19 protein-coding genes, 1 rRNA gene and 1 pseudogene are annotated in these 22264 nt (G+C 26.6%); 16 read left to right on the forward strand and 5 right to left on the reverse strand.

Annotation, left to right across the window (positions count from 1 at the left end):
* Positions 1 to 180: 180 nt before the first annotated feature.
* From tsaE to JS510_RS01570, 4 genes are read left to right on the forward strand one after another with little or no spacing between them, the layout of a single operon-like run.
* Positions 181 to 585 (forward strand): tRNA (adenosine(37)-N6)-threonylcarbamoyltransferase complex ATPase subunit type 1 TsaE, encoded by a 405-nt coding sequence (gene tsaE, locus JS510_RS01555; protein WP_205517622.1) that lies wholly within the window; start codon positions 181 to 183, stop codon positions 583 to 585.
* Positions 585 to 1142 carry a tRNA (adenosine(37)-N6)-threonylcarbamoyltransferase complex dimerization subunit type 1 TsaB gene (gene tsaB / locus JS510_RS01560; protein ID WP_205517623.1) on the forward strand — a complete coding sequence of 186 codons (558 nt, stop codon included), beginning with the start codon at positions 585 to 587 and terminating at the stop codon, positions 1140 to 1142. The genes tsaE and tsaB overlap by 1 nt, the downstream gene beginning before the upstream one ends.
* Before the next feature lies 1 nt (position 1143).
* Complete coding sequence (gene tsaD, locus JS510_RS01565; RefSeq protein WP_205517624.1) at positions 1144 to 2088, forward strand: tRNA (adenosine(37)-N6)-threonylcarbamoyltransferase complex transferase subunit TsaD; 945 nt, start codon at positions 1144 to 1146, stop codon at positions 2086 to 2088.
* Positions 2089 to 2101: 13 nt separating this feature from the next.
* Positions 2102 to 3997: an MAG3240 family lipoprotein gene (locus JS510_RS01570; RefSeq protein ID WP_205517625.1), complete on the forward strand. Its 1896-nt coding sequence runs from the start codon at positions 2102 to 2104 to the stop codon at positions 3995 to 3997.
* A 50-nt stretch (positions 3998 to 4047) separates the two neighbouring features.
* Here JS510_RS01570 and JS510_RS01575 read toward each other — a convergent pair whose 3' ends face one another.
* Complete coding sequence (locus tag JS510_RS01575; RefSeq protein WP_205517626.1) at positions 4048 to 4416, reverse strand: PTS transporter subunit EIIB; 369 nt, start codon at positions 4414 to 4416, stop codon at positions 4048 to 4050.
* A 156-nt stretch (positions 4417 to 4572) separates the two neighbouring features.
* Between JS510_RS01575 and trpS the strand changes: the two genes are divergently transcribed.
* From trpS to topA, 12 genes and pseudogenes are all read left to right on the forward strand, one after another.
* Positions 4573 to 5571 carry a tryptophan--tRNA ligase gene (gene trpS, locus JS510_RS01580; RefSeq protein ID WP_205517627.1) on the forward strand — a complete coding sequence of 333 codons (999 nt, stop codon included), beginning with the start codon at positions 4573 to 4575 and terminating at the stop codon, positions 5569 to 5571.
* 11 nt (positions 5572 to 5582) lie between these two features.
* Complete coding sequence (gene thrS / locus JS510_RS01585; protein WP_205517628.1) at positions 5583 to 7331, forward strand: threonine--tRNA ligase; 1749 nt, start codon at positions 5583 to 5585, stop codon at positions 7329 to 7331.
* Between the two features lie 4 nt (positions 7332 to 7335).
* Complete coding sequence (locus JS510_RS01590) at positions 7336 to 7815, forward strand: MAG3450 family membrane protein (protein WP_205517629.1); 480 nt, start codon at positions 7336 to 7338, stop codon at positions 7813 to 7815.
* Position 7816: 1 nt separating this feature from the next.
* Positions 7817 to 8938: a tRNA 2-thiouridine(34) synthase MnmA gene (gene mnmA / locus JS510_RS01595; protein WP_205517630.1), complete on the forward strand. Its 1122-nt coding sequence runs from the start codon at positions 7817 to 7819 to the stop codon at positions 8936 to 8938.
* Between the two features lie 9 nt (positions 8939 to 8947).
* The gene (gene alaS / locus JS510_RS01600; protein WP_205517631.1) at positions 8948 to 11593 is read left to right on the forward strand and encodes an alanine--tRNA ligase; all 2646 of its coding nucleotides are present in this window, start codon (positions 8948 to 8950) and stop codon (positions 11591 to 11593) included.
* On the forward strand, positions 11581 to 12021 hold the full coding sequence (gene ruvX, locus JS510_RS01605; protein ID WP_205517632.1) for a Holliday junction resolvase RuvX: 441 nt from the start codon (positions 11581 to 11583) through the stop codon (positions 12019 to 12021). The genes alaS and ruvX overlap by 13 nt, the downstream gene beginning before the upstream one ends.
* Positions 12011 to 12748, forward strand: a complete 738-nt coding sequence (locus JS510_RS01610; RefSeq protein WP_205517633.1) for a BC85_0335 family putative methyltransferase — start codon at positions 12011 to 12013, stop codon at positions 12746 to 12748. The genes ruvX and JS510_RS01610 overlap by 11 nt, the downstream gene beginning before the upstream one ends.
* Positions 12749 to 12788: 40 nt before the next feature.
* Positions 12789 to 13277, forward strand: coding sequence for a transcription elongation factor GreA (gene greA, locus JS510_RS01615; protein WP_205517634.1), 489 nt, complete (start codon positions 12789 to 12791; stop codon positions 13275 to 13277).
* Positions 13267 to 13830 carry a hypoxanthine phosphoribosyltransferase gene (hpt, locus tag JS510_RS01620; RefSeq protein ID WP_205517635.1) on the forward strand — a complete coding sequence of 188 codons (564 nt, stop codon included), beginning with the start codon at positions 13267 to 13269 and terminating at the stop codon, positions 13828 to 13830. Before greA ends, hpt begins: the two co-directional genes overlap by 11 nt.
* Before the next feature lie 385 nt (positions 13831 to 14215).
* A pseudogene (locus JS510_RS01625) lies at positions 14216 to 14446 on the forward strand (biotin/lipoyl-containing protein); the annotation flags it as partial.
* Positions 14447 to 14630: 184 nt separating this feature from the next.
* Positions 14631 to 15599, forward strand: a complete 969-nt coding sequence (locus JS510_RS01630; protein ID WP_205517637.1) for a lactate/malate family dehydrogenase — start codon at positions 14631 to 14633, stop codon at positions 15597 to 15599.
* 126 nt (positions 15600 to 15725) lie between these two features.
* On the forward strand, positions 15726 to 17594 hold the full coding sequence (gene topA, locus JS510_RS01635; protein ID WP_205517638.1) for a type I DNA topoisomerase: 1869 nt from the start codon (positions 15726 to 15728) through the stop codon (positions 17592 to 17594).
* A 152-nt stretch (positions 17595 to 17746) separates the two neighbouring features.
* Here the strand turns inward: topA and rrf are convergent.
* The 4 genes from rrf to JS510_RS01655 all read right to left on the reverse strand — a co-directional run bounded on the left by rrf (position 17747) and on the right by JS510_RS01655 (position 22263).
* Positions 17747 to 17852: ribosomal RNA gene (gene rrf, locus JS510_RS01640) — 5S ribosomal RNA — on the reverse strand.
* Positions 17853 to 17892: 40 nt separating this feature from the next.
* Positions 17893 to 18639, reverse strand: a complete 747-nt coding sequence (locus JS510_RS01645) for a ribonuclease HIII (RefSeq protein ID WP_205517639.1) — start codon at positions 18637 to 18639, stop codon at positions 17893 to 17895.
* A gap of 1 nt (position 18640) precedes the next feature.
* Positions 18641 to 19588, reverse strand: a complete 948-nt coding sequence (locus JS510_RS01650; protein ID WP_205517640.1) for a Cof-type HAD-IIB family hydrolase — start codon at positions 19586 to 19588, stop codon at positions 18641 to 18643.
* 83 nt (positions 19589 to 19671) lie between these two features.
* Positions 19672 to 22263: a DNA topoisomerase IV subunit A gene (locus JS510_RS01655; protein ID WP_205517641.1), complete on the reverse strand. Its 2592-nt coding sequence runs from the start codon at positions 22261 to 22263 to the stop codon at positions 19672 to 19674.
* Position 22264 lies beyond the last annotated feature (1 nt).

Below are 22264 nucleotides of genomic sequence, written 5' to 3' on the forward strand. Positions count from 1 at the left end.
CCTTTATTTATTCTTTAAACTTTTTTCTCTTTAGTTTAAAGTATTATCTTCTTTCTAATTCTTAACATTTTATAAATATTAGTATAATAATAAAAAATGCAGGCTATGGCCTGTGTTTTATTTGTCTCATTATTTACTTTATAATATAAAATATATATGCTTTAAAAATATGAGGAAATAATGAAAAATAACAAAATTTTTGTAATAAATGAGGGACATTCATTAGAAGAAGTTGCAAAATACATTTTAGATAATTTGACTATTAATAAGACTATTTTGTTAAATGGGAATTTAGGTGCAGGAAAGACAACTTTAATAAAAAAAATAGCAGAGTTGATTGGAATAAAGTCGGTAATAACATCCCCAACATTTAATTACATGAAAAAATATGAAGGATTAGTTCATATTGATGCTTACTATTTGAACGGCGATATTGATGAATTTATAGATTATGTTGATAAAGGTGATATTTTAGCTATTGAATGAGCACAGAATCTTGATTTATCATTTTCAAACTATATTTTAATAAGTATAAATATTGGCGCAAATAATGAGCATATTTTTGATATAAAGGTGGTTAAATAATGAAACTTTTTTTAGACACTGCTAATGATGATTTTGTTATAGCTGCTTTTGACAATAACTTTAATTTAGTATACTCTGAGGTCATTAAAAAATATCAAAAAAAGGTTGAATTAATTCCTACATCTATTAAAAAAATGCTTGAAAAACTTCATATATCAATAGATTATTTTGATGAATTTTATACAAATTTAGGTCCTGGTTATTTTACAGGAGTTAGAATTTCACTTGTTTACTTAAGAACTATAGCCACAATTAAGAAAATACCTATTTTTACAATAAGTTCTATGCAGATTATGTCTCAACAAAAAAAAGAAAAAGATTCTTTTTTTATAAATGCAAAAGGTGAAAAATATTTTGAATTTATACGTTCATCTGATAGTTTTAATGTTTCCCAAATATCTTGTAAACAAGGAGTAAAGGATGAATATGATGAAATAAACTATGATAATTTTTTAAATAATTTCAAAGATTTCAGATCATTATTTAAGAGCTATAAAAATAATAATGATATAGAGCCATACTATATTAAATTACCTCAAATAGGAGCAAAAAAATAATATGAAAATTTTAGGTATAGAAACAAGTCATGATGATACATCTATTGCTTTACTTGAAAATAATAAAGTTCTTTCAATCGAAACAATTAGTCAAATTGATATCTTTAAAGAATTTGGTGGAACAATACCTGAAATATCATCAAGAGAACATGTTAAAAATATAAATCTTATTTTAGAAATTTTCCTTAAAAAGCATGATTTAAGTGATATTGATTACATAGCTTATACTGAGAAACCCGGCTTAATAGGAACATTACAAATTGGATATTTATTTGCTCATAGTCTTGCCTTGGTTTTAAATAAACCATTAATTCCCATTAATCATTTAGAAGGACATTTTTATTCATCAACCATAGATGGAAAAAATATTTCATATCCATCGCTTTGTCTTTTAGTTTCTGGAGGACACACTCAGTTAATGATTGTTAATAATCCCTTTGATATTAAAATTATTGGTCAAACATTAGATGATGCAGTTGGCGAAGCTTTTGATAAAGTTAGTTCAAGATTAGGACTTGGATTTCCTGGCGGGCCAACAATTGATAAAATTTCCCAAAAATATGTCGGAGAATATATTAAATTTACAGAGCCAAAAACGCCAAATGAACTAGATTTTTCTTTTAGCGGATTGAAATCACAAGTTATAAATTATTATCATAATAAGCAGCAAAGAGGCGAAAATCCTGATGTTTTTCAAATTGCTTCAAGTTTTCAAAATTGTGCAATTAATTATTTAATTAATAATGTTAAAAAAGCATTAGATAAATATCCTAATGTTAAGTCATTAGTGCTTGCTGGTGGAGTAAGTGCAAATACTTTGTTAAGAAGTAAATTTTTAGAAATAAGTGAAATAGCAATCATTCCTGATTTAAAATATGCTACTGATAATGGTGCGATGATTGCATCATGTGCCTTTGAACAAATTAAATATTTAAATAGTAAATAAGTGAAAGGAAACAATGAAAAGAAAATTATTTGCAAAATTATCTGTTCCAGTTTTGCTAATTCCTTTTACTGTTCTTTCATGTAGTAAACAAAAAAATGAAAATATTTTTGGAATAGAAAACAAAGATTATGTTGAAGTTGAAGATATTTTTTATGGAATATCATTATCTGAACTTAAAAGAACCACTCTTGAAAATTTATATGAAAATTTAGTTAATAAAAACATTAAATTGAAATTAGATAATGACGTAAATAACTATAAAATAAATGAAAATGATAAAGATATATTGTTTCTTTATAAAAATAATTGATATTCACTTAAATCATTTACGACAAAAATTAAAGATTTTAATTTTGAAGATTTAGTGAAAAAGTTTTCGTTAACCAATAACAATGGCCACTACAAAATTATTAGATCAGATGATAAAAATGGTGCTTTAGATGTTGATATTTTGTTTAATTTTCAAAGAGAACATAATAAAGAAGCTTCACATTATAATCAATACAAAGATTTAATTTTCAAAGAACGGTTTGAAAAAGATAAAATTCAAAGTTATATAATTCCTGATTTACAATTTTTAATTCAAGAGTATATTAGGATTCCTGACAAAAAATTTCCACAACAAACAATGTTAAATAATATCAGAGCAAAAGGTTTTAAAAATTTAGAAAATCAACAAGATTTTCTAGAAAAAAGGCTTCAAGAAACTATAAATTTGTTTGTTTTTAAAAATGGAAATGATAAATATTTAGAAAAAATAAAAATTAAGAATATTAAGGTTGTCAGTGACAAGATTATTAGTTTAAATATCGATATGTTTGCAAGTGATGGTAGTTCGATATTAAATGATGAACAAAAAAATATGAAATTTTATATATCTAATTTCTATGATGGCAGATATGAGCAATATGAGGACTTGAAAACCGAAAAATCATTACAAATAGATCCTGATAATGAAATTTTACTAAGTGAAAAACACAATTTACCTGAGGTAAAATTTAGAAAAAATCCACTTTCATGAATGACTATTGACAACTTAGCACATCCAAATTATTCTTATAGTGAATTTAATTTAAATGGATTAGCAATGGTTTTCCACTTGTTAAAAGATGACATTTATTTATCTAAAAATAATGTTGAATTACCCTATAAAATAGGAGGATTCAAAAATACTAAATTATTAAATAATTCTCATTCAATTGGGAAATTAATTCTTTATGATGAAAAAAATATAGAAAATTATTTATATTCAATAGATTTTAATTTACATCATCATATAACATCTCAAGGATATTATTTAACTAATGAATTAGGAATAGATAAGCAAGACACTAATAAATATTTTAGTTATTCAACAAATGATAAGAAATTTGATGAGTATGGAAACTTAACTATGCCAAAAAGTATAAAACCAGATGATTTTTTCAACGAAAACTTTAATGATATTTTTAATTTTTTAATACATAAACAAATTAATAATATTAATCTATGAAGAAATAATTCAATGGATTCAATTTCAGTTTATGAAGTTATAAAACATAAAAAATTTTATGAAAAATGATTATCAGTTATTATCTCGCAATATGTTCTTTTGTATAACATAAGATCTAATCAAAATGATGAAAAAACACTAATTAAATATGTAAAAATTACTTTACCAGATGGCGATAAATATGATTCTAAAATTCATGGATTAGGTAATTTGCCAATAAATGTTCAGTTCATTGATCATAATAATAATCCTATGCTAAAAAATGTTAATAATAAATTTTTACTAACTGGTTTTAAAGGTTATGATAGAAGTAAAATAGAACTTAAAAAGAGTGAGTTTAATAATCAAAATATAAGTTATGATACTGAATTTCCATATAAAAATAGAACGCTTCCATATTTAATTAATTTTGACTAAAAACTTTATAAAACAGACAAAAAAGAAAATTGGCCATTTTCTTTTTTTAATTATTTTAAAAAATCATTAAGTTTTATGCTAATTAACTTAGCATATGAACCTACTATAAGTGAAATCTTATTGGTTGATAACATAACTCCTGATATATATTTAAGTTTTTTTAAAGCTTCAACATTTATTAATTCTTTTTCTTTAAATTTTACTTTTAAACTGGATATAGAATTATCTACAGATATTATATTTTTTCTTGTGCCGAGAAAATTAATTAATTGTTCAATATCAACACTTGAGTCTAATTTATTAATTTCTCCTCTTTTATTTTTTTGAATTTTTTTAGCTTTTAATTTTCAATATAATCAGCAGAAACCAATTGTAAAAATAGTTAATATTACAATTATAAATTTATCTTTTTTTGTCATTTTTATCCTTGTAGTCATAATTTTACAATATATTAATTTTAAATATTAATATCTTTTTTAATATTCACTAATAAATATTAAAATTAATAATAAAATTATTAATTATGTTAAGTTTTAAATATTAAAATTTAAATATAAATTATTGAGAGGCACAAAATGGATAAAAAAAGATTAGTTAGCGGCATAAAACCAACAGGTGATTTAACATTAGGAAATTATATTGGAGCAATTAAAAATTTTGTTAAGTTGCAAGATGATTATGAATCATATTTTTTTGTAGCTGATTTACATTCATTAACCATGGGCGATAGCAAAGCCGAAGAATTAAGGGAAAAAAGAAAAGAAATTATTGCTATGTATTTAGCTTGTGGAATTAATGTTGATAATTGTGCTATTTTTTACCAATCTGACGTTTATGAACATGTGTTAGCTCAATGATTATTAACTTGTGAAACAACACTTGGCGAGTTGAATAGAATGACGCAGTTTAAAGATAAAAGTCAAAAATTAGCTAAAGAGGCTAATGGAACTGAAAAAATTCCTGTAGGCTTATTAATGTATCCTACTTTGATGGCTGCTGATATTTTAATTTATAATCCTGATTTTGTTCCTATAGGAGAAGATCAAATTCAGCATTTAGAACTCACAAGAACATTAGCTTCAAGAATTAACAAAAAAAGAAAAATGAATTTAAAATTACCAAAAGGGTTTCTTCCTGAAGTTGGTGCAAGAATAAAATCTTTAAATGATCCAAATATAAAGATGTCAAAAAGCGAAAAGAGTACTTGAGGTACAATTTATTTAAAAGATGATCCCGAGTTAGCGTATAAAAAAATAATGAAAGCTGTTACAGATTCAGAAAATAAAGTTTATGCTTCAGATAACAAACCAGGAGTTACTAACTTACTTAATATTTATGCTTCTTTAAAAAACATTACTCTTGAAGAGGCCGAAAAATTATTTTCTAATTCTGATTATGCAACATTTAAAAAAGCCGTTGCTCAAGCTGTTAAAGATGAATTAATTATGATTCAATCAAGGTATGTTAATGCTCTTCAAAAAGTTGATTCAATTGCAGAAGAAGGTGCCAAAAAAGCCAGATTAATTTGTGGCCCCATAGTTTTAGAAATGTTAAAAAAATTTGGACTTAAGTAAAAGAGGAAATTATGAAAATATTAGCTAATAAAAAATTAAATCACACAACAAGCCACTTATTAGGAGCAGCTGTTGAAATTCTTTATCCAGATGTTAAATTAGGTTTTGGCCCAGCTACTGATGAAGGGTTTTATTATGATTTTGATTTTGCAGATTTCTTTAGTGAAAATGAGTTAAGCAAGATTGAAAAATTAATGAAAAAACTAGCAAGTAGAAATTTAATTACAATAAAAATTGATATTGATCAATATGATTTTTCTGATAAGCCCTATAAAAAAGAGTTATATGAAGAATTAGTTGCTAATGGTAAAGATGTTACTTTTTATGCATTACAAGATCCACTTAATAAAGAAATAGTTTTTAAAGATTTATGTGCTGGAGATCATGTTGAAAATACAAAAGTTATTAAGAACTTTAAATTATTAAACATTGCTGGTGCTTATTGAAGAGGAAATAGTGACAATAAGCAGCTAACTAGAATTTATGGAACATCTTGAGACTCTAAAGAAGAATTGGATAATTTTTTGGCCATTCTTGCAGACAGAAAAGAAAGAGATCATAGAAAAATTGGCAAAGAAATGAAGATTTTTACATTTAATTCTATGTGTGGTCAAGGTTTTCCAATTTGACTTGAAAATGGTATGTACATCCACAATGAAATTCGTAATTTAACTCTTAAACTTGATAAAAAATATGGTTTTACAGAAGTTCTTACACCTCATTTTGGTTCAGAAGACTTGTATAAAACAAGTGGTCACTTAGCTCACTATAAAGATGATATGTTTAAGCCGTTAGTGGTTGAGAATGAACGTCTTATTCCTCGACCTATGACTTGCCCACATCATATCTTGGTTTATAATACAGAAAAAAGATCTTATCGTGATTTACCAATTAGATATTCTGAACAGTCACAACTTTATAGATATGAAAAATCTGGTGCATTAACAGGGCTTGAAAGAGTTAGAGGCATGCTTTTAACAGAAGGTCATTTATTTGTTAGACATGATCAAATTGAACAAGAAGTTCGCAGAATGTATAGTCAAATTAAAGAAATGCTTGATATTTTTAATATTAAAATTAGTTATGTATCTCTTTCTTTAAGAGATTCTGAAAACAAAGATAAATATTTCAATGATGATAATATTTGAAATCAAGCTGAAGATATGCTTGCTAGAGCACTTGATGATATGCAAATTAAATATACAAAAGTCAAAGGTGAAGCAGCATTTTATGGTCCAAAAATAGATATTCAAATTGATACAGCATTAGGACATGAAATAACAGTTTCAACTATTCAACTTGACTTTTTACAACCAGAAAAATTTAATATTTCATATATTAACCATGAAAACAAAGAAGTTAGACCTGTAATGATTCATAGAGGTTTAATCGGTACTTACGAAAGATTTGTTGCTATCCTATTAGAACAAACTAAAGGTAATTTACCATTTTGAATAGCTCCAAAACAAGTTACTATAATTCCTGTAAATATGGATGAAAATTTAGACTATTGTGAAAAAGTAGCTAGTGAATTAATGCAAAATGATTTTAGAGTTAAAATCGATAATTCTAATGAAAGATTAAATAAAAAAATTAGAAATGCACAAGTTTCTAAATCAAAATATCAATTGATTTTAGGTTCTAATGAAATTGATACAAACACAATATCTTATCGTGAATATGGTTCTGAAACAACTCATAATACTAAATTAAGTGAATTTATTTCACTATTGGAATCATTAAGAAAAAATTATAAATAAAGCTATGAATAAGTCAAAAAAAGAAACAACAATTCTCAATTATGGTCCTTTATTAACAATTTTGATGATAACTATTTTTGTAGTTATTCCAATGACAGTTATATGAGTTCTTTCATCAAGTATATTTAATAATGTTCTTATTAAAGAACTTAAGTGAGTAATTATTTTAGTACTTATGATTTCTATTTTTGGTATATTAATAAATTTATTATTTGTTTATTTAAAAATAATATCTATTAGAAGTTTTAATTTTAACATACCAGTAATTTTTGCTTTTATAGGTTTAATATTTTCTTCATTATATTTAAATGAAATATGACAAGTGTTTTTAATAACTTTATCATCAGCAATCATATCTGCTATTGTAATAAACTTTTTAATAGGATGAGTTGAAGATTTATTTATTAAGAAAAATAAACAAAAAGAAGAACTCGCAATTAAAGAAAAACTAAGAAAAATTGAACAAAGTTTGGATGAAAAATAATATGAAAAAAGAGAAAGTTATTTTAGGAATGTCTGGTGGAGTTGACTCATCAGTTTGTGCATATTTACTTCTTCAAAAAGGTTATGATGTTGAAGGACTTTTTATGCGTAATTGAGATTCTATGCTAAACAATGATTTTCTAGGAAACGAAAATATATCACAAGAAATTTGTTCACAAGAACAAGATTATCTTGATGCACTTATGGTTGCTAAGAAGTTAGGTATAAAACTCCATAAAATTAATTTTGTTAATGAGTATTGAAATGATGTATTTACTTATTTTATAGATGAGTATAAAAAAGGCAGAACACCAAATCCGGATATCTTATGTAACAAATTTATTAAATTTCAAGCTTTCTCAAATTATGCTTTCAATGAATTAAAAGGTGATTATATTGCAATGGGTCATTATGCAAAAGTCATAGATGGAAAATTATATAGAGCTAGCGATTTAAATAAAGATCAATCATATTTTTTAGCTCAATTAACAACTGAACAATTGAAAAAAGTTATTTTTCCATTGGCAGACATAAAAACAAAGGATGAAGTTAGAAAAATTGCTAATGATTTAAATTTAGCAACAGCAAACAAAAAAGATTCCACTGGCATTTGTTTTATAGGAGAGAGAAAATTTACAAAATTTTTACAAAACTATATACCTATGAAACCTGGAGATATTGTAGATATTACAAATAATAAAAAAATAGGTACTCATGAAGGCTGTTTCTATTTCACAATAGGACAAAGAAAAGGACTAAATCTTGGTGGGCAATCTGAAGCTTATTATATGTGTGGAAAAGATGTTTATAAAAATATTGTTTATGTTGCGCCTTCAAGTGATAGATCTTATTTAATGTCTGATTCTTTAATTGCTACTGATGTAACATTTAATCATGATAATTATGATCTTAATAATTTAAGCGCAAAGTTTAGATATAGACAAAAGGATATAAAAATTAAATTGGAATTTTTAACCAAAGATACTATAAAAATATATTATCCGGATGAATCTGAGGCCGTAACACCAGGTCAACAAGTTGTTATTTATGATGGAGAAAAATGTGTTGGCGGTGGCACGATTGATAAAATATTTTATAAAAATGAATTAAAAAAATACTTATAAGGAGTAATTATGGAGAAAATGAATTCGAAACAAATTCGAGATGCTTGACTTAAGTTTTTTGAATCAAAGGGCCACTTAATAGTTGAGCCTAAATCACTTGTGCCTGTTAATGATAATTCTCTTTTATGAATTAACTCAGGTGTTGCAACTTTAAAAGATTTTTTTTCAGGCAAAAAGATACCACCTTCAAGAAAATTAACTAATAGCCAAAAAGCAATCAGAACTAATGATATTGAAAATGTTGGAGTAACATCAAGACACCATACTTTTTTTGAAATGCTTGGTAATTTTTCTATTGGTGATTATTTTAAAAAAGAAGCAATTGCCTATGCAAAAGAGTTTTTGGAAAATATTTTAAAATTAGACTTTAACAATATCTACATAACATATTTCAATGAAGATGAAGAAACAAAAAACCTATGAATTGAAAATGGTATTGATCCTTCACATATGATATCGGGCAACAGAGATACTAACTTTTGAGACTTAGGCTCTGGCCCTTGTGGCCCATGTACTGAAATTTTTTATGATAGGGGCGAAAAATATGATAAAAGAGGTATTGAATTATTAATTAATGATATAGAAAATGATCGTTTTATTGAAATTTGAAATATTGTTTTCTCTCAATTTAATAATGATGGTGAAGGAAATTACACTGAATTAATTCAGAAAAATATTGATACTGGTGCAGGTCTTGAAAGAATAGCATCAATTATGCAAGACGTTCCAACTAACTATGATTCTGATCTTTTTCAAAATATTATTCATGAAGTAGAAAAATACACTCCTTATAAGTACATAATTAATAACTATTTTGAAAAAAATGAAGAACAAACAGAAATAAACACTAGCTTTAAAATTATTGCTGATCATGTTAGAACAGTAGTTAATGCTTTGGCTGATGGTGCAAAAATTTCAAATGTTGGACGTGGTTATATTATTAGAAGATTAATTCGTCGTTCATGCTATAAAGGTATGCAGCTTAACATAAAAGGATTATTTTTGTATAAATTAGTTGATATTGTTAAGGATTCTTTACCTTTTGAATATGATGTTTTTGAAGTTGCTAATCAAATAAAAGAAGAAGAATTATTGTTCAGTAAAACAGTTGAAAATGGAAAATTATTGCTTGAATCACACATAAAGGAAAATACTAAAATATTTGACGGTTCTATTGCTTTTAAATTGCTTGAAACATATGGCTTTCCAATTGAATTAACAGAAGAAATATTAATCAAAAAAGGTATAAAAATTGATATGAATGCTTTCTTAAAATCGAAAGAAGCACATGCCTTAGCATCAAAAGGTAATAAGGGTACTGGTATGGATAGAGTTATAAATTCGCTTGCTTTGATAAATAATAAAATTGACGAATTTATCGGATATACAGACATAATTGGTAAAACTAATATATTAAAATTGCTTGATGAAGAGAATGAAATAGATATTTTAGATGGCAAAGGTTATTTAATTTTAAAAAGAACTCCTTTTTATGCAACAAGTGGTGGTCAAAGGCATGACAAGGGATACTTAATCCAAGGTAAAAATAGAATCGAACTTTTAGAAGTTTTTAAAGATAAGTTTGGGAACCATATTCATGTAGTTAATGGTAAAGTTAATAAAAATGAAGAAATATCATGCTTTGTTGACCCTACTATTAGGCTTGGACTTGAAAGAAACCATTCAGGTACTCACTTACTTTTTTGTGCATTAAGACATATATTAGGTTCGCATATTGAGCAATTAGGATCTGATAACAACGAAGAAAGATTAACATTTGATTTTCCAGCTGATGAAAGACCTACTGATGAAGAAATTGCAAAAATTGAAGATTTAATGCAAAGTTATATTAGTCAAAAAGTTAAACGTGAATATTTAATAACAACTGTTGAAAAAGCTAAGGAAATGGGAGCAATTATGACACTTGAGGAAGGTGAATATATGGACCCTCGTAGTGTTAGAATTGTAAAATTCGGTAATATAACAAGTGACTTATGTGGTGGAACTCACTTAAGCAACACTGAAAAACTAGAAAACTTTAAAATTACACATGTTGAAAGAAAACAAGCAGGAGTTTTTAGAATTAGAGCTATAAGTTCTAATAAACTGGTTAAGGAATATTGAATTGAAACTAATCAAAAAATAATTGATGAAATTAATGCTGTAGTTAATAAAACCATGCAAATGAACAACAAATATACATTTGATTCTTCAGTTGATAGTAGATTATCCTTAGAAGAACAAAATAAATTATTAAATGCTAAGTTAGAAAAAGTTAGAGAAGATTATAAGCTTAATTTAAAAAATAGTTCAGTTGTGAAATTTAACTATGAAAAAGTTGAATTTGAAAAAATTAATGGCTATGATGTATATCTAAATTTGAATGTAGATGCTTCTCAAGTTAAAGTTATAGCTGCTACTATAAGAGATAAATATGACTCTAATAAAATTGTTATAGTTGGTTCACAAAATGCAGAACAAATCATCTTATGCATAGCTTCTAGAAAAATTGATTCAAATAAATTATTTAGCGCAATAACTCAAAAAATTTCTGGTCGAGGCGGTGGTTCTGCTATTTTAGCTATGGGAAAAGTTGGTAATACTGAAAATAGTCTTCAAATAATTAAAGAAATAATTACAAAATGAGAAAATTAGCTTTTGATCTTGGCACTAGAACATGCGGGTTTGCAATTAGTGATTTTTTAGAAATTAGTGCACAAGGTTTAGAAACAATAAGATTTGACGAAAATGACTTTAAAACAGTAATAAAAAAAACAAATGAATATATTAAAAAGTATCAATCAACAATTGATTGCTTTGTACTTGGTTATCCTTTAAGAAGTAATGGAACAAAAAGCGAAAGAACAATTATGGTTGAAAATTTTGCTCAAATACTTCATGATGAATTTCCAAATATACCAATTTTTTTAACAGAAGAATATGGTTCAACAATTAAAGCAACAAATATATTAAAAGAAGCAAATTTATCAATTAAAAAAGTCAAAAAAAATAAAGACACTATAAGTGCAGTCATAATTTTGAATGATTTTTTAAATTATGGTGGTAAAAAATATGAATTTTAAGGAAAAAATATTTTATAATGGTTGACCCACATCTTTAGGTTGAGGTTTAATTGCTTCAGTTATTATTGTTTCATTGATAAGTACAATAGTTGCAGTAGTAACATTTGTAAAAATAATTAAAATGAAAAGACAAATTGATAAAGATTATCATAAAAAATCAGAAGAAGCAATTATTGCTATAAAAGGTAGTCCTCTTGATGCAAAACCAGAATTTATTAACAAAGCTTTTACAAATACTATTCATGAATTAGACACTATGCAGATGGTAAAAAGTGTGTATCTAAATAATGCAAAAGATGTTTTAGTTGATGGTAAAGAACTTGAAAATTTATATTTATCTTTAAAATTTTTAACTCTTGCAAATATTGAAATATATCATAAAGCTATTGATATTAAAAAGTGAAATGAAGCAGTTTTAAATTATCCAAATGATTTAAAGGAACAACCTAATTTTATAAGCAATGAAAATAAAAAATATAAATTAATTTTTTCTGCAAATGATGATAGCTCTAACATGGAAATATTTGGCAAATTATTCAATAAATTAGAGCCAAATGGAATGATAATGATCATTCAAAATGATAATCTAAAAAAAGATTTAAAAACAATTAAATATGAGCTTAAATTAAAAAATATTCGTTTTGAAGTTTCTAAAAATAAAGAAAAAATTTTGTATGCCGTAAAATCTGGCGAAGAAATTGACAAAAAAAACATTTCTAATATATAATTATTTAAATAATCTTATGAAAATATAAGGAGCATTATTTATGGCAAGAACAAGTAAAGAAAAAGTACTTTTATCACAAGAAACATTAGATAGATATAAAAAAGAGTACCATGAATTAGTAACAGTAGAAAGACCAGCTGTACAAGCTGCTCTTAAAGAAGCTAGAGCGCAAGGTGACTTATCTGAAAATGCTGAGTATGATGCAGCAAGAGATCGTCAAAGTGAAGTTGAAGGTAGAATTCTAGAACTTGAACATATACTTGAACGTGCTACAGTTATCCAAAATGACAGCATTAATATGAAAAAAGCTGGTATTGGTGCAACTGTTAAATATTTAAATATGAAAACTAATGAAGAAAAAGTTGTTACTATCATGGGTGTTCATGATAGTAACCCTATTGAAAATAAAATAAGTAATGAATCTCCTGTAGCACAGGCTATTATGGAAGCAAACATTGGTGATGTTGTAGAAGTTGAAGTTGCTCAAAAGTACAACATAAAGGTATTAGATATTTTTTATGCAAATTAATAATGATGATAAATTAATTGACAGAAGAATAACAAAAGTTGTTTTTACTAGAGAAAAATTAGAGAAAAAAATTAAAGAATTAGCAGACTGAGTAAATGAAACATATGCAGATTCTAAAGATCTAATAATTGTTGGTCTCCTTAAAGGATGCGTTCCCTTTTTAGCTCAGTTAATTAAAGATGTTACAGTTGATCACAAATTAGATTTTATAACAGCTTCTAGCTATGCGGGTTCATCTAAATCTTCAGGCAATGTAAAAATTGTTATGGACTTAGTTGAGGAGATTTCAAATAGAGATGTTTTAATTGTTGAAGATATCATAGATTCAGGAATAACTTTATCTAAAATAAGAGATATTTTATTAACAAGAAATCCAAAATCTATAAAAATTTTAACTTTACTTGATAAACCATATTATCGCAAAGTAGATATTAAAGTAGATAAATATGGTTTTGAAGCTCCTGCTGAATTTCTTGTTGGTTTTGGTCTTGATTATGAAGAAAAATTAAGAAATCTTCCTTATATTGGAGTTTTTGACAAAAAATACTTATAGTAAATATTTTAAACTAGGCAAACTAGTTTTTTATAAAATTATTTAGCCTAAGATTATTTCATTCTGATTTTAAAAATACTATAAAACAAGTTATTAAGGCAAAAAATAATTTATAAAAATTGCTAAAAATTTAATATTTAATAATCAACATTTGTTTAAAAAATCATAGATTTCTCATTACTAATAAATCTGTAAATATGGTTAATTAGTAAAATAATTTTATTTATTAACTTTTTTATATTTTTTTAAGCTAAAGAATGTACAATTTATTATGTCAAAAGGCAAGGGTTTATTATATTTTTAATTATTGCAACCTTGTTGACAATTACATATTTATATGTAAATATGAATTATTTCAGAATATTAAATAAAGGAGGAAATTATTATGTTTAAAATGAAATTTACAGACATAGGCGAAGGTCTTCACGAAGGTACAGTTGCTGAAGTTTTTGTAACAGAAGGACAAGAAGTTAAAGAAGGTGACTCATTATTTTCAGTTGAAACTGACAAAATGACATCAGAAATTCCTGCTGCTGTTACAGGTAGAATTGCTAAAGTATTAATTCAACCTGGACAAGAAATAACTGTTGGTGAAGAAATTTTCCATATTGAAGAAAAATAATTAAATTTAATATAAGACATCAATTGGTGTTTTTTTAAAAAAATATATGAAACATAAATACATATAAAACATATTTTTTTTATTGATTTAACCTAACATTTAATAAAATAAACTGATTATTTTTAAAATAATCATCTTTGTTTTCAATAGATAAGTTACTAAGAAAAGGAAATTTTGTATGAAGAAAATTATTGTGGTAGGCTTAGGAAATGTTGGATTTACATATGTAAATATTGCAATTGCAAGAGGTATACAAGCTCAATGAGTTTTTGTTGACAAAAATGAAGAAACTAGTGAAGCACATATTCATGACTTTCAAGATATGGTTTCAATTATGCCTAAAAATGGCTCAACATTTAAAAAAGGAACTTTATTAGAAGATTCTGCAGATGCAGATATTGTAGTTATTACTGCATCAATTCCAGCTGATAAAACATTTAGTGATAGACTCTCTCTTGCTGGAGCTAATGCAAAATTAATGAAAAGCTTTACTTCTGATTTAGATAAAGCAGGGTTTAAAGGAGTAGTTGTTGTGGCTGCAAATCCTTGTGATGTTATGGCTGCAGCAGTTCACTATGGAAGCAAAATTCCAGCTAATAGAGTTATTTCAACAGGAACAATATTAGATTCATCTAGATTCAGAAAACTATTAGCTAAAAGATTAAATATTTCACCAGATTCAGTTTATGGTTCTGTGCTTGCTGAACATGGTAGTTCATGTATGATACCTTGGTCATTAGTTAAAGTTGGTGAAACATCATTCAATGATTTAGTAGCATCTGGAGTTATTAACATAAATGAATTAGAAGAGTTTCGTCAATCAGTTATTAATGAAGCATTTTATATTTTTTCACGTAAAGGCAATACACAATTTGGTATCGGTACATCACTTTATGAAATAACAGATGCTATTATTAATAACAAACGTTGTGTTATGACTGTTGGTGTTAAATTACCAAAGGGTTATGATTATGAAGGAATTTATTTATCAATTCCAGTTATAGTTGGTGAAAATGGATACGAATATCTTAACCAAAAGCCAAGCATGACTAATGAAGAATGAGAAATATTTAATAAGTCTTCAAAATCATTAGCAGAGGTACATACATCTGCGCTTTCTATGATTGGCATTGATAAGAAATTTTAAATAACAAATATTAAATTAAGTTTTTATGACTTAATTTTTTATTTTTTAAACAACATTAGTATAAATTAAGTTCAAGTTTAAAACATTTTACAAACTTATTTCTTTAATTATGGTATAAAAATATGTATGAGTTATAAATTAGTTATAGTTGAATCACCAAACAAAGTAAGCACTATTCAAAAATATTTAGGAAATGATTATTTAGTTATGTCATCCATTGGGCATATAACACGTTTAAGCACTAAAGGTACAATGGGGTTAGGAATAAATCTTGAAAATTGAGAGCCAGATTTTGAAATTGATCCAGATAAAAAAGCTGTTGTAAAAGATCTTAAGGCAGCAGTTAAAAAGGCTTCATTTGTATATATTGCAACTGACCCTGACCGTGAAGGAGAAGCAATAGGTGATCATTTAGTTAAGTTTTTAAAATGCAAGGAAAATCAATATGCAAGAGTTAAATATAACGAAATTACCAAGGATGCTATTTTAAAAGCATTTGATAAACCTGGCAAGCTTGATAATCATTTAATTGATGCACAAAAAGCAAGAAGAATGTTGGATAGAATAATTGGTTTTAGATTAAGCCAGTTAATGAAGAAAAAACTTTCAAATTCTCCATCAAATCCTTCAGCAGGAAGAGTACAATCAATAGCTTTAAAACTAGTTATTGATAGAGAAAAAGAAATTGAAAAGTTTATTCCTAGAGGTTATCATACACTAGTTGCTAAATTAAATGATAATTACCAAGCTATTTTATATATGAATGATCATGAAGCTGATGAAAAAAACTGAATATATGATAATGAAATTGATGAAATAAAACTGGAATTAAATAATAAACCTACAAATGAGTTATTGGTAAATAGTGTTAAGTATAGTCAAAGACACTTATCTACTATTATTCCTTTAAAACAGGCTGTTTTGTACAAAAAAAGTCCTTTTAGTTCTAACATAACTCAAATTACTGCTCAAAAATTATATGAAGGTTTTGGAGATGGTGGTTTGATTAGCTATCCACGTACAGATAGCACAAGAATGAGTGAAACATTCATTAACAATGCTAAAAAATACGTGTCAGAAAGATTTGGCGCTGATTATGTGCTTGATGAAATAAAGGGCTTTAGTGGTGATCAAGATGCTCATGAAGCTATAAGGCCAACTGATATTTCATTAACTCCTGAAAATGCCAAAGAAAAATATAAATTAAATAATTATGAATTTCAAATTTATAAACTAATTTATGAACATACATTAATGTGTTTAATTAAACCCCCTCTTAGAGCCAATAAAACATATACATTTTTAAAAAATTCATTGGTTTTCAAATTGAATATTAGTTGAGTTATTTTTGACGGTTATTACATAATTAAAGGTGAAAAAGAAGAAAATATAGATCCTGATTTTAAGAAAGGCCAAGTTATAAATGTTAATGAGTACGTCTTTCAAGATCATGAAACAAAACCACCAGCTAGATATTCTGAAGGTGCATTGATTGAAAAATTAGATGAGATAAAAGTGGGTAGACCATCAACTTTTGCAACAACTGTTAAGATAATACTTAACCGTGAATATGTAAAGAATGACTCTGGTGCTCTTCATCCAACAAATTTTGGAAAAATTGTCATGGAGAAACTTACTGCTGGTTTTCCAGACATTATTAATGAAGGATATACTGCAGATGTTGAAGAGAGTTTAGACTTAATATCACAAAATAAAATATCTATTGAACCAGTCATGCATGATTTTTATGATAAGTTCAATCAAAACTATGATTACGCAGCAGAGACTCTTGAACACACTCAAATGAATCTTGAAATAGTTGATGAAAAATGCCAAGAAGATAATGCTAATTTAATTGTTAGAAAAAATGGCAAAGGTGAAAAATTTCTTGGTTGTGAAAATTTTCCTAAATGTAGATTTACAAAAAGTTTAGGTACAACAACTAGAAAATTTTTCAAATGAAAATATATAAAAAATGAAAAAGCAACTAAGTAAAAGCAATGTTATATCATGTGCATAGTTAATAATGTATATGATTTTTTTTATGCTCAAATTCTAAATTTCATAGATATTTTGTTGGATAAATTAAAAATAAAGTTTTAAATATGCTATTAATTAACTGTCTTTTTAACAAAAAAGAAAATAAAAAAAAGCAGCTCCCTATTTTCCCATCTCTGGTATCTTCGGCACTACGGGGCTTAACTACTGAGTTCGGAATGGTATCAGGTGATCCCCCGCGCTTTAACCACTTAATAAAATAATACATAAAAAATGTTTTTTTAAAAGAAAAAAATTAAAATAATTTTATCTCTTCTTTTTCATCATTGCCCATTAATAATTCAAAATTCATTTTGAATGATTTTTTGCATGTATTATTGATTAATTCTTTGTCAAAATTATGTTTTTTAAAAAAATTAAAAGCAAAAACTTTAACATTGTTTCCTGCCCCAAGCGGGAAAACAACGTTATATTGATTATTCATTTGATCCATTTTTTTGATTAGAAAATCCCTTGCTAAAATTGATGCCGCAGCAACAGCCACAGATAAACTTTCAGCCTTATTAGCCAAAATAACATCGCATTTTATAGGCTTAAAATTAGCTCAATTATTCATAATTAAAGTGTCATAATACTTTTTAATTGAATTATTATTAGAATATTTGTCAATAAAAACATAGTCAATGTCATCAATAGATTCACTGACTTTATTTATTGCACTTAAATGAACAAACATTTTTAACACATTTGTATTGTATGAATTATTTAATTTGTTGAATCCAGCAGGACTTAAATGTGAAATAGCATATTTGATTAAACCACTATTTTTTAATTTATTAGCTAATTCTTTTATTTTTTTACTACTAGTGATTAATTTGCTATCTTTAATACCTAATTCCTCAACTTTTTCAATATTTTGCAAAGGAATAAAAACAGCTGATGCACAAAGTGGGCCAAAATAGTCCCCGACACCAGACTCATCTACGCCGATTATGTTCTTTTCATTAAGCAATAAAGAAGGATCATAATCCTTGAAATCCATTTTAATCTTCCTCGCTGTCGAGAAGCTTTCTCATTTTCTCAGCCATAGCTTTTGCTTTAGCTATTTCTTTTTTAGGGTTATCTAGGAATTTATTTATGTAATCGCCAACTGCACCTTGTTTATTTGTTTTCTTTAATCTTATTGTTGCATGTCTTTTAACAGCATCAGAAGCATTTCCAACAGCTACAGAAACACAAGCAACCTTAAACATAGGAACATCATTAAAACCATCTCCAAAAGCTACTGTATGATCAAGATCTATACCATAAAATCTTGTAAGTAAGCTTAATGCTCTACCTTTGTTTACTGTTACGTTTGTAATATCAAAAACAGGTGTTAATCCTTCTCCTTTTGATCAATATGAAAATTCTCCAAGGTCGCCATATCTTGCTCTTAAATATCTTCTCAATTTTTCAACATCAGTTGTTTCTTTTACATCAAAGATAATACCTGTTGGACAAAGTGGAACTTTGTTTAAATTAATACCTACAACAAATTTGCTAGCAGAACTAAAACCAAAAACTGATTCAAGTGCTTCATCCCTATGTTGTAATTGAACTCAACCAGGTCCTTCAATAGCGATGTTTGAAATCTCATTTGCAACAATTGGATCACCTAAAATATAAAGCATTTCGTTAAGATTGAGATATTTGATATATGGAATGAAGTTTTCATCCTTAGGATGGTGAATTTGAGCACCATTATAGTTAGAAACAACAGTATCAAGACCAAGAGCTTCATAAATAGGTTTAGTACTTCTTCATGGTCTACCTGTAAGCGCACAAATAATATGTCCTTCTTCTTTTGCTCTTTTAATAGCTTGATATGTCTTATCATGCATAAAACCATCTTTACTTGATGCTAAAAGTGTGCCATCAAGATCGATAGCAAAAAGATATCTTTCTTTTTTTTCTTCTTTTTGTTCGTTATTAATTGGTTCTGTATTCATAATGTTTTATAGTCCTTAAAATAGTTTATTAGTATATTAATTAAGCAAATTTTACCACTTTTAAAAAAATAACTTTACTATATTTACTTTTTGTCTTTTTCAAACATAATATTTACACGTTTTAATATGTCATCAATATCCAAATCAGCTGTTCTAATTTGACTCTCTGCTTTTGTGATTAATTCTTCTTCTTTTTGTGTGCTTTGAGTGAATGAAATTTCAGGTTTTGTTGAATTATCACTTATATAATTAATTTTGAAAGAACATGTTCTAACATTAGGTATCTTAATTTTTGAAAAACCTTCATTTATAGTTGTCAAAGGATAATTTCCAACTCTTTCAAATGTAATTTGTCCTTGTTCATTTGTGATATAAATTTCAGTGTTTGAGTTAACTACTTCACAGTCGCTTACAACATAAGGCTTAGTTTTATATTGTAAGAAAATAGGCTTACCAATATTCTTTTTAGGCACTTTTGTTATATTTGCAACATTAATTCGTTTAATTTGTGAATTTTTTGTTAGTAAAGCAATACTTTCTGAATTTTCAACTAATGCAAATGCAGATATTTCATCAGAAGGCGGCATATAACATGATTTTGTGCCGCAAGATTTTGTACCATAAATTTGTATATCATTTTCAGAATATAAAGATGCATTACCGTTTTTAGTAATTAATAAAACATCTTTAAAACCATTAGATAGCTTAGCATTAACAAGTTCATCTTTATCTTTAAGTTTGATAGCTGTAAATGTTTTATTAAAGCGCGAAACTTCAAAGTCTTTTAATAAAACTCTTTTACCTAAACCTTGTTTAGAAATTAGTGTTACATAATTAAGCAAGTTAAAATCAGTAACTCTTATTGCGCTAACAATTTCTTCACCAGGCGCTAAATCAACAAAGTCACTAAGATGTAATCCAAAATCTTTTCATTTTGACTCATTTATCTTAAAAACAGGCAAATAAGCATAATTTCCAAAGTTTGAAAATAACAAAAAATTGTCAAGCGTATTAGCGCTTCCATAGAAAATTATTTTGTCATCTTCTTTAAGTCCATAAGTTATAAAATCATTTGATTCCGACACTCTTTTGCTAATTCTTTTTAAATATCCAAATTTACTTATTCCTAAGATAATTTCTTCATCTTTAACTAAATCAACTTGGCTAAATGAAGCTTTATATTCTTGGTCTATAATTGAGGTTTTTCTTGGTTTACCAAATTTACTTTTAATAGTTTGAAATAGTTCTATAAGAAATTTATTAAATTCATTTTGATCATTTAGCAGCAATTCACAATTAGCTATTAAAGCTTCCAATTCTGACTGTTCAGCTAAAAAAGCATTTTTATCAGTCTTACTTAATCTATATAATCTTAATTCTGCAATGGCTCTTGCTTGGTTTTCACTAAAATTAAAGTGTTTAATAAGGTCATCAATAACACCTTGTTTTGAATTTTCACTATTTCTAATAACCAATATTACTTGATCAGTTATTTCAGAAACTTTTATAAAACCAAGTACTATTTCTAATCTTGCTTTATATTTTGTTAAATCATATAATAATGTTTTATATTTTACATCTTTGACATGATCCAAATAAGCATCAAGAAGTTGGATAAGTCCTAGTGTTTTAGGTGAATTATTTTGGATAACAACATTATTATAGTTATAGTAAATCTGCATTTGAGTTTTTGAAAGTAAAAAATTAATAATTACTTCCTCATTTGTGTCTTTTTCCAAAGTTATGAGGATACTAATTCCATTTCGATCTGATTGATCCTTTACTTCAAGTAATCCTGCAATTTCATTGCTTGAAACTATAACATCTATGTCATGAACTAATTTTGATTTAACAACCCCATATGGTATTTCATTTATTTCAATATACTTATTTTTATTATCTGAATAAGTTTTGTACCTAGAAACTAGCGTTATTCTTCCTTTTCCTCTTTCAAATGCCTCTGATATTCCACTTGTTCCATATATCAGACCGCCAGTTGGAAAATCTGGACCTTTAACAATCTGAAAAATCTTACTTTGTTGAATATCTGGATTTTTAATTTTGGCAATTGCAGCATCTAAAATTTCATTTAAATTATGCGGTGGCATTTCCGTAGCAAAACCAGATGCAATACCAGATGCACCATTTAATAAAATATTAGGAATGACAGAAGCCATAACAGTAGGCTCCTTCTCAGAATCATCAAAGTTTGGTGCAAATTTAATAGTATTTTTGAAGATATCCCCAATAACATAGTTTGATATTTCAGTCAATCTAACTTCTGTATAACGCATAGCTGCAGCAGGATCATCATCTATTGAACCAACATTACCATGCATTTCAACAAGAGTGTGTCCCATTTTTCACTCTTGTGCAAGTCTAACCATAGCATCATAAATTGATGAATCACCATGAGGGTGATATTTACCTATAACATCTCCAACAACCCTGGCCGATTTTTTAAATGCTTTATCATGATTTAGTTTTAAGTCTTGCATAGAATATAAGATTCTTCTTTGAACTGGCTTAAGTCCATCTCTTACATCTGGAAGAGCGCGTTGTTGAATAACATATTTTGAATAACGGCTAAATCGCTCAGCCATTATACTATCTAGATTCTCTTGAATAATTTTTGATAGTAAATCATCAAGTTTTTTCTCATTTTTTTTATTCATT

Origin of the sequence: Mycoplasma tauri, from assembly GCF_016925555.1 — a bacterium.
GTDB classification, from domain to species: domain Bacteria; phylum Bacillota_I; class Bacilli_A; order Mycoplasmatales; family Metamycoplasmataceae; genus Mycoplasmopsis; species Mycoplasmopsis tauri.